Annotated in this window: 13 protein-coding genes; 7 read left to right on the top strand and 6 right to left on the bottom strand. The window is 72.0% G+C overall.

The features are described from left to right. Window positions 1-3: 3 nt before the first annotated feature. Complete coding sequence (locus IE267_RS29265) at window positions 4-1,368, bottom strand: glutamine synthetase family protein (protein WP_167154728.1); 1,365 nt, start codon at window positions 1,366-1,368, stop codon at window positions 4-6. 89 nt (window positions 1,369-1,457) lie between these two features. Here IE267_RS29265 and IE267_RS29260 point away from each other — a divergent pair, with 89 nt between their 5' ends. The 4 genes from IE267_RS29260 (at window position 1,458) to IE267_RS29245 (ending at window position 5,553) form a co-directional block, all read left to right on the top strand. Continuing rightward, window positions 1,458-2,222 carry a FadR/GntR family transcriptional regulator gene (locus tag IE267_RS29260; RefSeq protein WP_161246565.1) on the top strand — a complete coding sequence of 255 codons (765 nt, stop codon included), beginning with the start codon at window positions 1,458-1,460 and terminating at the stop codon, window positions 2,220-2,222. Window positions 2,223-2,393: 171 nt separating this feature from the next. After that, window positions 2,394-3,845 (top strand): ethanolamine permease, encoded by a 1,452-nt coding sequence (gene eat, locus IE267_RS29255; RefSeq protein ID WP_189765297.1) that lies wholly within the window; start codon window positions 2,394-2,396, stop codon window positions 3,843-3,845. A 26-nt stretch (window positions 3,846-3,871) separates the two neighbouring features. Beyond that, window positions 3,872-4,558, top strand: coding sequence for a gamma-glutamyl-gamma-aminobutyrate hydrolase family protein (locus IE267_RS29250; RefSeq protein ID WP_189765296.1), 687 nt, complete (start codon window positions 3,872-3,874; stop codon window positions 4,556-4,558). A 311-nt stretch (window positions 4,559-4,869) separates the two neighbouring features. After that, a complete protein-coding gene (locus tag IE267_RS29245; protein ID WP_189765295.1) occupies window positions 4,870-5,553 on the top strand; it encodes a GNAT family N-acetyltransferase in 684 nt (227 codons plus the stop codon). Between the two features lie 7 nt (window positions 5,554-5,560). Here IE267_RS29245 and IE267_RS29240 read toward each other — a convergent pair whose 3' ends face one another. Then, entirely contained in the window at window positions 5,561-6,490 is a 930-nt protein-coding gene (locus IE267_RS29240; RefSeq protein WP_229861481.1) for a LysR family transcriptional regulator, read from the bottom strand. A 70-nt stretch (window positions 6,491-6,560) separates the two neighbouring features. Here IE267_RS29240 and IE267_RS29235 point away from each other — a divergent pair, with 70 nt between their 5' ends. Beyond that, window positions 6,561-7,676, top strand: coding sequence for a TDT family transporter (locus tag IE267_RS29235; RefSeq protein WP_189765294.1), 1,116 nt, complete (start codon window positions 6,561-6,563; stop codon window positions 7,674-7,676). 36 nt (window positions 7,677-7,712) lie between these two features. Here the strand turns inward: IE267_RS29235 and IE267_RS29230 are convergent, their stop codons facing one another. From IE267_RS29230 to IE267_RS29215, 4 genes are all read right to left on the bottom strand, one after another. Beyond that, a complete protein-coding gene (locus IE267_RS29230) occupies window positions 7,713-8,426 on the bottom strand; it encodes a helical backbone metal receptor (RefSeq protein ID WP_189765293.1) in 714 nt (237 codons plus the stop codon). After that, on the bottom strand, window positions 8,426-8,986 hold the full coding sequence (locus IE267_RS29225) for a helix-turn-helix domain-containing protein (RefSeq protein ID WP_161248580.1): 561 nt from the start codon (window positions 8,984-8,986) through the stop codon (window positions 8,426-8,428). The genes IE267_RS29230 and IE267_RS29225 overlap by 1 nt, the downstream gene beginning before the upstream one ends. A gap of 214 nt (window positions 8,987-9,200) precedes the next feature. Then, window positions 9,201-11,003, bottom strand: a complete 1,803-nt coding sequence (locus IE267_RS29220; protein ID WP_189765291.1) for an ABC transporter permease/substrate binding protein — start codon at window positions 11,001-11,003, stop codon at window positions 9,201-9,203. Further along, window positions 10,996-12,099, bottom strand: a complete 1,104-nt coding sequence (locus tag IE267_RS29215; RefSeq protein WP_167156410.1) for a quaternary amine ABC transporter ATP-binding protein — start codon at window positions 12,097-12,099, stop codon at window positions 10,996-10,998. The genes IE267_RS29220 and IE267_RS29215 overlap by 8 nt, the downstream gene beginning before the upstream one ends. 254 nt (window positions 12,100-12,353) lie before the next feature. On the opposite strand from IE267_RS29215, the gene IE267_RS29210 reads away from it, so the two are divergent. Together IE267_RS29210 and IE267_RS29205 are read left to right on the top strand one after the other, a co-directional pair. Continuing rightward, window positions 12,354-13,262, top strand: a complete 909-nt coding sequence (locus tag IE267_RS29210) for a 5'-3' exonuclease (protein ID WP_167156408.1) — start codon at window positions 12,354-12,356, stop codon at window positions 13,260-13,262. A gap of 136 nt (window positions 13,263-13,398) precedes the next feature. Then, window positions 13,399-14,244, top strand: a complete 846-nt coding sequence (locus tag IE267_RS29205) for a siderophore-interacting protein (RefSeq protein ID WP_189765289.1) — start codon at window positions 13,399-13,401, stop codon at window positions 14,242-14,244. Window positions 14,245-14,292: the final 48 nt, after the last annotated feature.

Raw genomic sequence — 14,292 nt, 5'->3', positions numbered from 1 at the left:
TCCTCACAGCCGTTCGAAGGAGCGGCGGAGCTCCCAGTCGGTGACCGCGGCGTCGAACGCGTCGAGTTCGACCCGCGCCATGTTGCGGTAGTGCGCGACGACCTCGTCGCCGAACGCGGCTTTGGCGATGGGACTGTTCTCCCACAGTTCGGCGGCCTCGCGCAGGGTGGTCGGGACGTGCGCGTAGTCGCCGACGTAGGCGTTGGACGTGCAGGCGTCGGGCAGTTCGAGCTTGTTCTCGATGCCGTGGAGGCCGGCCGCGACGAGTCCGGCGACGGCCAGGTGCGGGTTGACGTCCCCGCCCGGCAGCCGGTTCTCGAAGCGGGTGCCGGCGCCGTGGCCGACGACCCGCAGCGCGCAGGTGCGGTTGTCGTGGCCCCAGGCGACCGCGGTGGGCGCGAAGGAGCCCGGCTGGAAGCGCTTGTAGGAGTTGATGTTCGGCGCGTACAGGAGGGAGAAGTCGCGCAGCGCGGCGAGCTGTCCGGCCAGGAAGTGGCGCATCACGGGCGACATGTGGTCGGGCCCCTCGCCCGCCATCACGTTGTGGCCGTCCTCGTCGGTGAGCGAGAGGTGGATGTGGCAGGAGTTGCCCTCGCGCTGGTCGTACTTGGCCATGAAGGTGAGCGAGACGCCCTCCTGGGCCGCGATCTCCTTGGCGCCGGTCTTGTAGATGGCGTGCTGGTCGCAGGTGACCAGGGCCTCGTCGTAGCGGAAGACGATCTCGTGCTGGCCGGGATTGCACTCGCCCTTGGCGGACTCGACGGTCAGCCCGGCCGCCTGCATCTCGTTGCGGATGCGGCGCAGGAGCGGCTCGATGCGGCCGGTGCCGAGCACCGAGTAGTCGATGTTGTACTGGTTGGCCGGGGTGAGGCCCTTGTATCCGGCGTCCCAGGCCTGCTCGTAGCTGTCCTTGAACACGATGAATTCGAGTTCGGTGCCGACCTGGGCGGTGTAGCCGAGCTCGGCCAGGCGCTCCAGCTGGCGGCGCAGGATCTGGCGGGGGGCCGCGACCACCGGCGAGCCGTCGGCCCAGCCGAGGTCGGCGATGAGCATCGCGGTGCCCTCGTTCCACGGGACGCGGCGCAGGGTCGCCGGGTCCGCGTGCATGGCGAAGTCGCCGTAGCCGCGCTCCCAGGACGACATCGCGTAGCCGTCGACCGTGTTCATCTCGGTGTCGACGGCGAGCAGGTAGTTGCAGCCTTCGGTGCCGTGCGCCAGGACCTCGTCGAGGAAGAACCCGGCGGCGAAGCGCTTTCCCTGCAGCCGCCCTTGCATATCGGGGAAGGCGAGGACGACAGTGTCGATCTCACCGCTCGCGACGAGAGCGCGCAGCTCCTCGATCGCGAGCGGGGGTGTGCGGTCTGCCACGGGAAGCTCCTCCTTGGGTCAGCCGAGAGCCATAAGGTATGGGGTAAGACCATTGATTGGGAAGGGGAATCCACGACGTGGCGAAGAAGATCGACTCGGCGGACCGCGCGGAAGGCCGGACACCTGACCGCACGGCGGGCCGGACGCCCGACACGCTCGTCCCCGTACTGCGGACCGTACGGGCCGGGAACGGCTTCGAGGAAGCGCTGGAGCAGATCCTCCAACTGCTGCGCCTGGGTCTGGTCCCGTTCGGCGAACGACTGCCGTCCGAGCGGGAGTTGGCGGAGCGGATGGGGATCAGCCGGGTCACCCTGCGCGAGGTGCTCAAGGTGCTCCAGGACCAGGGCCTGGTGGAGAGCAGACGCGGCCGCTACGGCGGCACCTTCGTGCTGCCCAGGGCCGCCGAGGGCGGCGAGGACGAGCTGCGCCGGCGCATCGCGTCGGTGGACGTCGAGGACATCCTGCGCTTCCGGGAGGTCCTGGAGGTCGGCGCTGCCGGGCTCTGCGCGGCGCACGGCCTGACCGGCGACGGCGCCGAGCGGCTGCGCGCCGCGCTCGCCGCGACCCACGACGCCCAGCTCACCGACTACCGCCGCCAGGACACCCTGCTCCACCTCACGCTCGCCGAGCTCTCGGGGTCGCCCACGCTCACCGCCCAGTACGCGGCCGTGCGGGCCACCGTGAACGACCTGCTCGACTGCATCCCGCTCCTGGTGCGCAACCTGGAGCACTCGCAGCACCAGCACACCAATCTGGTCGAGGCGGTGCTCGACGGGGACGCGGACGGGGCGCGCGAGGTGATGCGCGAGCACTGCGGGGGCACCGCGGCGCTGCTGCGCGGCTTCCTGACCTGAGCGGCTCCCCCGTCCCGCACGGGCAACGGACCACGTCCCGCCGCCCGTTCACCGGCGATGTCCGTAACAGCGGTTTTACGTCCACCCCTTGCGCATCACCCTGCCCTCCAGCAAAGGTATGCAGCCGAACCATTGACCTGATCTTCCCTTGACGATCATCTGGAGCGGCTCATGGCCGAGGGCACCGATCTGCGCACCCCACCGTCCGCCTCCGCCGAGGACGACTATCTGCACCGGCGCACCCTGCGGCGCGGCAGCGCCGGGTGGCTGCTGCTCACCGGGCTCGGCGTCGCCTACGTGGTCTCGGGCGACTTCTCCGGCTGGAACATCGGCCTGTCCAAGGGCGGCTTCGGAGGCCTCGCCGCCGCCACCGTCCTGATGGGCATCATGTACGCCTGTCTGGTGTTCTCGCTGGCCGAGCTGTCGGCCATCCTGCCCACCGCGGGCGGCGGTTACGGCTTCGCACGCCGGGCGCTCGGCACCTGGGGCGGCTTCCTGACCGGCACCGCGATCTTCATCGAGTACATCCTGGCGCCCGCCGCGATCTCGCTCTTCATCGGCGACTACGTCGAATCGCTCGGCCTGTTCGGCCTGACCTCGGGCTGGCCCGTCTACCTCGCCTGCTTCGCGGTCTTCATCGGCATCCATCTGTGGGGCGTGGGCGAGGCACTGCGCTTCAGCCTCGTGGTGACCGCGATCGCGGTGGCCGCCCTGCTGGTCTTCGCCATCGGCGCCTTCACCGACTTCGACGCCTCCCGCCTCAACGACATCCCGGTGGACGCCTCGGCGCTCGGCTCCAACTCCTGGCTGCCGTTCGGGGTCCTCGGCATCTGGGCCGCGTTCCCGTTCGGCATGTGGTTCTTCCTCGGCGTCGAAGGGGTACCGCTCGCGGCCGAGGAGGCCAAGGACCCGGTACGGTCCATGCCGCGCGCGCTCGCCATCTCCCTCTCGGTCCTCGTGCTGCTCGCCGTGGTGACCTTCTTCGCCGCGACCGGAGCGCACGGCTCGGCCGCCCTCAAGGACGCGGGCAACCCGCTGGTCGTGGCACTCCAGGGCGACGGCGGCCCCACCGCCCTGAGCCGGTTCGTCAACTACGCGGGCCTGGCCGGCCTGGTGGCCTCCTTCTTCTCGCTGATCTTCGCGGGCTCGCGTCAGCTCTTCGCCCTGTCCCGGGCCGGCTATCTGCCCCGCTTCCTGTCCCTGACCAGCCGCCGCAAGTCGCCCTACCTCGGCCTGCTGATCCCCGGCGCCCTCGGCTTCGCACTGGCCGCCTGGAGCGGCAACGGCGGCCGGATGCTGAACGTCGCGGTGTTCGGCGCCACCATCTCCTACGCCCTGATGGCCCTCTCGCACGTGGTCCTGCGCCGCCGCGAGCCGGGCCTGGAGCGGCCCTACCGCACCCCAGGCGGAATCCTGACCTCCACCGTCGCCTTCGTGCTCGCGCTCTTCGCCCTGGTGGCCACCTTCCTGGTGGACAAGGACGCGGCGTTCATCGCGCTGGGCGTCTATGCGATCGCGCTGGCCTACTTCGCCTTCTACAGTCGCCACCGACTGGTCGCCCACGCACCCGAGGAGGAGTTCGCCGCCCTGGCCGCCGCCGAGGCCGAACTCGCCCGGGACTGACCCCCTTCCGAACGGAGACCTCCGCCGTGTCCAAGCCGCTCATCGGCATCAGTACGTATCTGGAGCCCGCCCGGTGGGGCGTGTGGGACCTGCCCGCCGCCCTGCTGCCCGCCGGATACCCCCGGCTCGTCCGGGCGTCCGGGGGCCTGGCCGCGATGCTGCCGCCGGACGACGACCCGGCGGCCGCCACCGAGGTCGTGGCGCGCCTGGACGGCCTGGTCATCGCGGGCGGGGCGGACGTGGAGCCGGTCAGGTACGGGGCCGAGCCGTCGCCCCGTACCGGGCCCCCCGCCCGCGAACGGGACGCCTGGGAGCTGGCGTTGATCGAGGCGGCCCTCGCCTCCGGCACCCCCCTGCTCGGCGTCTGCCGGGGCCTTCAGCTCCTCAACGTGGCCCTCGGCGGCACCCTGGTCCAGCACCTGGACGGGCACACCGGCGGCCGGGGCGTGTTCGGCGAGCACACCGTGAAGCCGGTGCCGGGCACCCTGTACGCCTCGCTCGTGCCCGAGGCGGTGGACGTGCCGACCTATCACCACCAGTGCGTGGACCGCCTCGCCACCGGCCTGGTCGCCTCCGCGCACGCCGGGGACGGCACCGTCGAGGCGGCGGAACTGCCCGGGGCCGCCTGGGTCCTGGGCGTCCAGTGGCACCCCGAGATGGGCCGGGACACCCGGGTCACCGAGGGCCTGGTGCGGGCCGCTTCCCCGCGCTGAAACCCCGCACCGCCCCGGTGGCCGCGGCCCGGGACCCGGCCGGTCCCGGGCCGTCCGACACGCCCGGGAACCCGCGCCCCCGCGAGGGGGTGACGATTCGGCGATCATCCGGGTATCTTCCTCTCGCCGCCCCTCACCGGGCGGATTCCCCGAGACTCCTCGCCTTCACCTGGCCGCTCGTTCCTCTTCGCGCTCTCGTTCCTTCCCTGGCCATTTCACGGACACATCCTGACCATGTGTTCCTCCGTGTCCCCGCTCGCCCCGCCCACAGGTGGGGAAGCTCCGCCACGCCCCGAAGGACCGAAGGCCCCGTGCCCGCACCCGTCATCCTGTCGGGCCGTTCCGTACGGCTCGAACCGCTCAGCCCCACCCACGCCCCGGCCCTGGCCGCCGCCGCAGCGGCCGACCGGACCTCGTACGCCTTCACACCGGTGCCGCACGGCCTGGACGCGGCGTACGCCTACGTCCACAGCGCGATGGCCGACCAGGAGGCCGGCCGCAGCCTGGCGTTCGCGACCGTACGGGCCGCGGACGGCCTCGTCGTGGGCTCGACCCGGTTCTGCGAACTCGACTACTGGGACGGACCCGTGGTGTGGCCGCCGGCCCCGCGCGGCCCGCTGACCGGCGCCGCGGACGCGGTTCCGGACGCCGCCGAGATCGGCGGCACCTGGCTCTCCGCGCACGCCCAGGGCACCGGCATCAACTCCGAGGCCAAGCTCCTGATGTTCCAGCACGCCTTCGACACCTGGCGGGTGCGGCGGATCTCGCTGCGCGCCGATGCCCGCAACGCCCGCTCGCGGGCCGCGATCGAACGGCTCGGCGCGGTGTCCGAAGGGGTGCGCCGGGTGCATACGCGGGGCCTGGACGGGCTGGTGCGCGGGACGGCGTTCTACTCGGTCCTCGACGAGGAGTGGCCGGTGGTCCGGCACACCATCGAGCAGCGCCTGGCCCGAGCCGAGCGGAGCGTCAACGGCTTCCGCCTGGTGCTCGCCTGACGGTTCGTCAGGTGGGGCGGGTCAGCGAGAGCAGATCTCGGGCGGGGCCCGCCGGCAGCGGGCCCTGCCGCCACACGGCACGCAGATCGCGCCGCAGCCGTACGCCCTCGACCGGGATCTGCACCAGGCGGCGGGCCGCCAGTTCCTCGCCGAGTGCGAGCTCGCTGAGCACGGTCGGGCCCGCTCCGCTGACGACGGCGGCCTTCACCGCGGTGGTGGAGGCGAGTTCGATGAGGGGCTCGGCGAGCCCGCCGTGCGCGGCGAGGGCCGCGTCCAGGACCTGCCGGGTGCCCGAGCCGCGCTCGCGCGAGATGAGCGCAGTGGCGGCCAGCTCCGCGGGAAGCAGCGGCCTGCTCCGGCGCGCCCACGGGTGCGAGGGGGCCGTGACCACGACGAGCCGGTCGTGGCCGATCACCGCCGAGTCGAGACCGACGGGCACCCCGAGCCCCTCGACGAAGCCGAGGTCGGCCTCGTCGGCGAGCAGCCGCTCCGCGACCACCGCCGAGTTCCCGGCACTGAGGGACACGGCGGTGCCGGGGCGTTCCGCGCGCAGCGCGATCAGCCAGCCCGGCAGCAGATACTCGGCGATGGTCATGCTCGCGGCGACCCGCAGCCGCGAGTCCCGGCGGCCGCGCAGCGCCTGCGCTCCCGCGTCGAACGCCTCGGCCGCCTCCACGACCCGCCGCGCCCAGTCCGTGACCAGGACGCCCTCCGCGGTGAGCCTGGAGCCGCGCGGCGAGCGGTCGACGAGGGCCACACCGAGGAGCCGCTCCATCGAGCGGACCCGGCTGCTCGCCGCGGGCTGGGTGATGCCGAGGTCACGGGCGGCCCGCCCGAGGCTGCCGTGCCGGGCGACCGCGAGCAGCAGCTCCATCGCCCCCAGGTCGGGGACCCGGTGGGCGAGGGGGGCGGCGCCTTCGGGGCCGTTCATGCTCATAAGCCCAGTTTATGGGCTCATAGCCACGGGAGGCGTGGCGGGGGGCCGGTGCCGGGCAGAAGCTGGATTCATGGCCACCGTCGCGCAACCGCGCCCCCGCACCCGATCCACCGTCGCCGCCCGGCGCCGCCCCGCCCTCCGCCACCTCGGCCCGAACTGGTACGCCGCGGTGATGGGTACCGCGATCATCGCGAACGCGGGCGCGGGGCTGCCGTTCCACATCCCGGGCCTCCCGGTGGTCTGGGCGCTCTCGCTGGCCATGCTCGCCGTGCTGCTCGTGGCCCGCGCCGGGCACTGGCTGCACCACCGCGACCAGGCCCGCGCCCATCTCCTCGACCCCGCCGTCGCGCCCTTCTACGGCTGTCTGTCGATGGCGTTCCTGGCCGTCGGCATCGGCTCGCTGTCCGTCGGCGCCGACGTGATCGGCGAGGCCGCGGCCGTGCCGCTCGCGTGGGTGCTGTACGGCGCCGGCACCCTGATCGGCCTGGTGGCCGCGGTGGCCGTGCCGTATCTGATGGTCGTCCGGCACGACGTGGCACCCGGCAGCGCCTCCCCCGTGTGGCTGCTGCCCGTGGTCGCGCCGATGGTCTCCGCCACGCTCGGCCCCCTGCTCGTGCCCCACCTGCCGGCCGGCCAGGCCCGCGAGGCCATGCTGCTCGGCTCGTACGCGATGTTCGGCATGAGCCTGCTCGCCACCCTGGTGATCCTGCCGGTGGTGTTCTCGCGCCTGATCCACCGGGGCGCGCTGCCCCTGTTCCTCACCCCCACCCTGTTCCTGGTGCTCGGCCCCCTGGGCCAGTCCACCACCGCGGTGAACAAGCTGGCCGATGTGGCGGGCGGCTCCATCGGTGCCACCTACGCGCACGGCATGGCCGCTTTCGCTGTCCTGTACGGGGTGCCGGTGATGGGCTTCGCCCTGATGTGGCTGGCGCTCGCGGTGGCCATGGCGGTCCGGGCGGCCCGGCGCGGCATGGGCTTCGCGATGACCTGGTGGGCCTTCACCTTCCCCGTCGGCACCTGTGTCACCGGCGCCGAGGGCCTCGCCCGGCACACCGGGCTGCACGCCTTCGACTGGCTGGCGGTGGCCCTGTACGCGCTGCTGGTGGCGGCCTGGCTGGTGGCCGGGTTCCACACCGTACGGGGGCTGGTCGACGGCAGGCTGCTCGCGGCCCCCGGGAAGAAGTAGCCGCGCCGAGGGGCCGCCTCAGGAGGACGGCCCCGCTCAGGCCCCGGCCCGGAGGGCCGCGCCGAGCAGGGCCGGCGCCTCCGCCAACGACGGGCCGTACCACGTGAGTTGACGGCCGTCGACGAGGGCGGCGGGCAGCTCGGGGAATGCCTCGGGGCCGTCGTCGGGTGTGAAGCGGTACGGCTCGTCGGGCAGCACGACCAGATCGGCGCCCGCCGCGTTCAGCTCGTCGATGCCGATGCGCGGATAGCGCTCGGCATGGTCGGCGTAGACGTTGCGCACGCCGAGCCGGGCCAGCAGATCGCCCGCGAAGGTGTCGCGGCCGAGGACCATCCAGGGCCGCCGCCAGATCGGCACGACCGCCCGGCGCTCGGCCCCCGGAAGCACCCCGGCCCACGCCCGCTCGGCCGCGTCCAGCCAGTCGGGCCGGGCGAGCCCGCAGCCCTCCACCAGAACGCGCTCCAGCTCCGTGAAGGCCTGCGGGAGCGTGCGGACCTCGGTGACCAGGACGTCGAGCCCGGCCGCGCCGAGGGCTGCCAGATCGGCGGGGCGGTTCTCCTCCTCGTTGGCGACGACCAGGTCCGGGGCGAGTTCGACGACGCGCGCCACGTCCGGGTTCTTGGTGCCCTTCACGCGGACGACGTCGAGCCCGGGCGGATGGCTGCACCAGTCGGTGGCGCCCACCAGGAGCCCCGGGCCGCTGACCGCGATGGCCTCCGTCAACGAGGGGACGAGGGAGACCACCCGCATCAGTGGCGGGTCTCCTCGATGGCCTCGATGTGATCGGCGACCGCCACGACCAGGATGCGGGTGCCGGGCAGCGCCGCCCGCCAGCGGTGGCGCACCCCGCCGGACAGGCACAGGGTGTCGCCGCGTTCGAGGCGGTAGGCGCGGCCCTCGGCCTCGACCTCGGCGGCGCCGTCCGCCACGTACATCAACTCGTCGTTGCGGTGCTGGAATTCGCGGCCGGTGTCCTGCTCGCCGGTGAACTCCATGGCGTGCAGCTGATGGTGTCCGCGCAGCAGCTCACGCACCCCGTGGCCGTCGTTCTCGCCCTCGGGCTCGGCCCGTACGACGTCGACGGTACGGGTGCAGTCGGCGGCGTCGTACAGCTCGGCGACCGTGGTGTTCAGGGCGTCCGCCACGCGCTGGAGGGAGCGGGCGCTGGGGCGGGCGCGTTCGTTCTCGACCTGGCTGAGGAAGGGCACCGAAAGGCCGCTGCGCTCGGCGACCACCGCGAGGGTGAGGCCGAGGCTGCGGCGCAGGCGCCGTACCGCCACTCCCACCCGAAGAGTTTCCTTGTCGTCCATCTCCCGGGCTCCCTCCCCGTTCACTCGGTCCGCGTACGCACCGGCTGCGTGCAGGTCACCCTACGCAGCTTCGGGCGCCGAGGGGACCGTCCCGCCAAGATCGCGACGGGTCCCCCACCGGATCGGGCCGGATCACGACGGTCCGCAGCCGCGGCCGGAAGACCGGCCGCGGCTGCGGAAAGGGGAGGTGGGAGCGGGTCTCCCGGGTGGTCGGTCAGGCGCCGACCGGGGTCCACTTGTCGGCCAGGCCCGGGTTCTCCTTCAGCCAGGCACGCACCGCGTCCTGCTCCTTGCCCTTGCCGGTGGACTGGATCTTCGCCTCAAGGCTGGTGAGCTGCTTCTCGTCCATCTTGAAGTTCTTCAGCCACTTGCCGACCTCGGCGTTGTCGGAGGCGAAGCCCTTGCGGGCCAGGGTGTGCACCCCGTCGCCCTTGCCCCAGACGCCCTTGGGGTCCTTGAGCTTCTTCAGGTCGTAGGTGTTGTACGCCCAGTGCGGCGACCAGAGCGGAACCACGATCGGCTCCTTCTTGGCGTACGCGCGCTTCAGCTCGGCGAGCATGCCGGGCGTGGAACCGTCGACGACCTTGTACTCGCCGTCGAGGCCGTACTCCTTGAGGATCTTGTCCTTCAGGATGCCCGTCTCACCGGCGCTCGGCTCGATGCCGACGATGCGGTTCTGGAACTCGGAGCCCTTGCCCTTGAGGTCTTCCAGGGAGTTGACGTCCTTGACGTAGGACGGCACCGAGAGCTCCAGGGAGGTGGGGCCGTACCAGGAGCCCATGTCCTCCAGCTTGTCCTTGTACTTGGCCCAGTACTGGGCGTGCGTGGTGGGCAGCCAGGAGTCGGTCTCGAAGTCGATCTGGCCGCCGGCCATGCCGGTGTAGAGCGCGCCGGCCTCGTACTGGCGGGCGTCCACGGTGAAGCCGCGGCGCTCCAGGAGTTCCTTCCACAGGAAGGTGGAGGCGACGCCCTCGTCCCACGGGATGTAGCCGAGCGAGACCTTCTTGCCCTTGCCCACGTCCTTGGCGCCGCTGACGGCGTCCGAGCCGGAGGAGCCGAACATGTTCATGCTGCCCGCGACGACGGCGAGGACGACCACGCCGACGATCGCGACGACGGGCTGCGGACGGTAGTTCCAGATCTTGAGACCGCCGCCGGCGGCCTTCGCCTTGGCGAGCGCGCGCCGGCCGAGCGGCGAGACCTGGCGGCTGAGCGCGCCGGTCATCCGGTCCAGGTACATGGCCAGGACGACGATGGAGATGCCGGCTTCGAAGCCGAGACCGATGTCGACGTTGCCGATGGCGCGGTAGACGGCGCCGCCGAGGCCACCGCCGCCCGCCATGCCGGCGATGACGACCATCGACAGGCTCAGCATGATCACCTGGTTGATGCCCGCCATGATGGTGGGCAGGGCCAGCGGCAGCTGGACCCGCATCAGCGTGTTGCGGGGGGTGGTGCCGAACGCCTCGGCCGCCTCGACGAGCTCGCCGTCGACCTGGCGGATGCCGAGTTCCGTCATGCGCACGCCCGGGGGCAGCGAGAAGACGATGGTGGCGATGATGCCGGGGACGACACCGACGCCGAAGAAGATGATGCCGGGGATCAGGTAGACCATCGCGGGCATGGTCTGCATGAAGTCGAGGACCGGCCGCAGGACGGCGCTGACGGTCTTGGAGCGGGCCGCCCAGATGCCGAGCGGAATGGCGACGACCAGCGTCACGATCGCGGCGACGAGCACCAGCGACAGCGTCGACATGGTGTCGTCCCACAGCTGGATCGAGTCGATCAGCGCGAAGCCGACGAAGGCCAGCACACCGGCGGACAGGCCGCGCAGCCACCAGGCGATCACGGCGAGGATGCCCGCGAAGAGCAGCGGCTGCGGTGCGTCGAGCACCGCGTTGATGCCGTCGTACATGCCGTTGACGACCTGGGTGATGGCGTCGAACAGCCAGGAGAGGTGGCTCTGGAGGAAGTTGACGGCGCTGTCGACCCAGCCGCCGAGGTTCAGCCTAGGCATGCGTCGCCACCTCCTTCATCGAGCATTCGACCGGGCCCTGCTTGTCGTCCCCCAGGAAGGCGATGAGCCGCTCCTGCGGCACGACGCCGAGCACGGCGCCGTCGGTGTCCTTGACGGTGACCGCGTGCGGGACGCGGGCCGCGACCGTGCACACGTCCGCGACGGAGGTGTCGGGCAGCACGGTCTCGCAGGCGCACTCACCCACGTCGGGGCGGTCCGGCACGGTCATCACGGACAGCGCCGTGAGGACCCGGGAGCGGTCGACGTCCTGGATGAACGAGGCCACGTAGTCGTTGGCCGGCGTGAGCAGGATGTCCTCGGCGGTGCCGAGCTGGACTATGCGCCCGTCGCGCATGACGGCGATGTTGTCGCCGAGCCGCATGGCCTCGTTGAGGTCGTGGGTGATGAAGACGATCGTCTTCTTGAGGCGCTTCTGCAGTTCGAGGAGCTGGTCCTGCATGTCGCGCCGGATCAGCGGGTCCAGCGCGCTGAACGACTCGTCCATGAGGAGCAGGTCGGCGTCGGTGGCCAGGGCGCGGGCCAGGCCCACGCGCTGCTGCATGCCGCCGGACAGCTCGTCGGGCCAGGAGTCGCCCCAGCCGGCCAGGCCGGTCAGTTCCAGGGCCTCGGCGGCACGTTTCTCGCGCTCGGCCCGGGGTACGCCCTGAACCTCAAGGCCGTACGCCGCGTTCTCCAGGACGCTGCGGTGCGGGAACAACGCGAAGTGCTGGAAGACCATGCTGATCTTGCTGGAGCGGACCGTACGCAGCTCACGGGCGGGCAGGCTCGTCAGGTCCTGGCCATCGAACAGGACACGGCCCGAGGTGGGCTCCAGGAGCCCGTTGAGCATGCGCAGCAGGGTCGATTTTCCGGAGCCGGAGAGACCCATGACAACGAAGATCTGACCGGGTTCCACCGTGAACGAGGCGTCGATCACCGCCGCGGTCGTCCCGTCCGCCCGCAGCTCGTCGCGGTCCCCGCCGCCTTCGAGCGTGCGGACGGCTTCCTCGGGTCGTCTGCCGAACACCTTGTAGAGCTGCTCGGCTTGCAGCCTGGACACATACACCTCACGGGTTGAACCGAAAACGGCCCGCATCCCCCGCGGGCGGGCCGTGGAGCGGCGCGGATTCGGTCCGCAGCCCGAGAAATGGTTGAAATCCATACTTGGGTCCGCTCCGGCGACGCGCCTGCCCGATCCGACCGGCAGCAAACACGACAGTGACCCAGTTCACTTGTTCACGAGCGGGATGCGCCCGCACCCGGGAGCCCGGCGGGCGGCGGGTGGCGGGTGGCGGGTGGCGGGTGAGTGTCAGTGGGGTGCGGCATCATCGGGGTGTGACGCGACGCCTGATGCTCCTCGACACCTCGTCCCTCTACTACCGCGCCTACTTCGGGGTCCCGGACACCGTCAGGGCGCCGGACGGCACGCCGGTGAACGCCGTGCGCGGCCTGCTCGACTTCATCTCCCGCCTGGTCCACGACCACCGCCCGGACGACCTGGTGGCGTGCATGGACGCGGACTGGCGGCCGCAGTGGCGGGTCGATCTGATCCCCTCCTACAAGGCGCACCGGGTGGCCGAGGAGACCCCGGCCGGGCGGCCCGACGAGGAGGAGACCCCGGACACGCTGGCCCCCCAGGTCCCGGTGATCGACGACATGCTGGACGCGCTGGGCATCGCGCGCGTCGGCGTCGCCGGCTACGAGGCGGACGACGTCATCGGCACCCTGTCCGGCCTCGCACCCGGCCCGGTCGACATCGTCACCGGCGACCGCGATCTGTTCCAGCTGGTCGACGACGAGCGCGGGGTGCGGGTGCTCTACCCGCGCAAGGGCGTGGGCGACTGCGACCTGGTGGACGACGAGCTGATCCGCACGAAGTACGGGGTGCGGCCCGACCAGTACGCGGACTTCGCGGCGCTGCGCGGCGACACCAGCGACGGACTGCCCGGCGTCAAGGGCATCGGCGAGAAGACCGCGGCCCAGCTGATCAACGAGTACGGGGACCTGGCGGGCGTCCGCGCGGCCGCCGCCGACCGTTTCTCCAAGCTGACCCCGGCCAAGCGGCGGGGGATCCTGGAGGCGGCCGACTATCTGGACGTCGCACCCAAGGTGGTGCGGGTCGCGATGGACGTGGCGCTGCCCGCGTTCGACCCGGTGCTGCCCACGGAGCCACGCGATCCGGCCACCCTCGAAGAGCTGGTGGCCCAGTGGGGTCTGGCCGGAGCGACGGGCCGGCTGCTCACCACGTTGCGCGCCTGACGGGGAGGCCGCGCGAACGGGTCCCCCCGCCCAGCCGGACTCGACGCGCATCACATCAGGACTCCGCCCGGGCTTTCCGCCACCGAAGGTGTTAACTTAGGTAATCCTAACTAATGGTGGATCAGGGGAGCGCACAGTGGCAGAACGCCCGTCTCGCAAGGCACCGAAGATCAACGAGGCGCGAGTGGTGCGCACCGAGCGCATCACTCCGCACATGGTTCGTGTCGTCCTCGGTGGCGAGTCGCTGGCCGGCTTCGGCGTCGGCGAGCACACCGACCACTACATCAAGCTGCTGTTCCCGGCGCAGGGCGTGAGCTACCCGGAGCCCTTCGACATGGAGCGGATCCGCGCGGAGTTCCCGCGCGCGCAGTGGCCGAGCACCCGCGCCTACACGGTGCGCGCGTGGGACGCCGAACTCGGCGAGCTGACCGTCGACTTCGTGGTGCACGGGGACGAGGGCCTCGCGGGCCCGTGGGCGCTGCGGGTCCAGCCCGGCGAGACGGTCCGCTTCCTCGGCCCGGGCGGCGGTTACGCCCCGGACCCGGCGGCCGACTGGCACCTGCTCGCCGGCGACGAGAGCGCGCTGCCCGCCATCGCTGCGGCCCTGGAGCGGATGCCGGCGGGTGCGCTGGTGCACGCCTTCGTCGAGGTGGCCGGCCCCGAGGAGGAGCAGAAGATCAGCACCCCGGACGGCGTCGCGGTGACCTGGCTGCACCGGGGCGAGGCCGCGGTGGGCTCCCAACTGGTCGGCGCCGTCAAGGACTTGGAGTTCCCCGCGGGCGATGTGCACGCGTTCGTGCACGGCGAGGCGGGCTTCGTGAAGGAGCTGCGCGCACTGCTCCGGGTCGAGCGCAACGTACCGCGCGAGCGCCTCTCGATCTCGGGCTACTGGCGCCTGGGCCAGGACGACGACGCCTGGCGCGCGGCGAAGCGCGAGTGGAACGAGCAGGTGGAGCGCGAGCAGGAGGCCCCGGCCGCCTGATCCGCTCCCCCACCCGCGAACCCCCCGGCGCCTGCCCCGCCGGGGGGT

The sequence above is a fragment of the Streptomyces xanthochromogenes genome, assembly GCF_014650455.1.
In the GTDB taxonomy this organism is placed as follows: domain Bacteria; phylum Actinomycetota; class Actinomycetes; order Streptomycetales; family Streptomycetaceae; genus Streptomyces; species Streptomyces xanthochromogenes.
The sequence above is the reverse complement of the archived record's forward strand: the minus strand, read 5'-3'. Positions and strand labels throughout refer to the sequence as shown.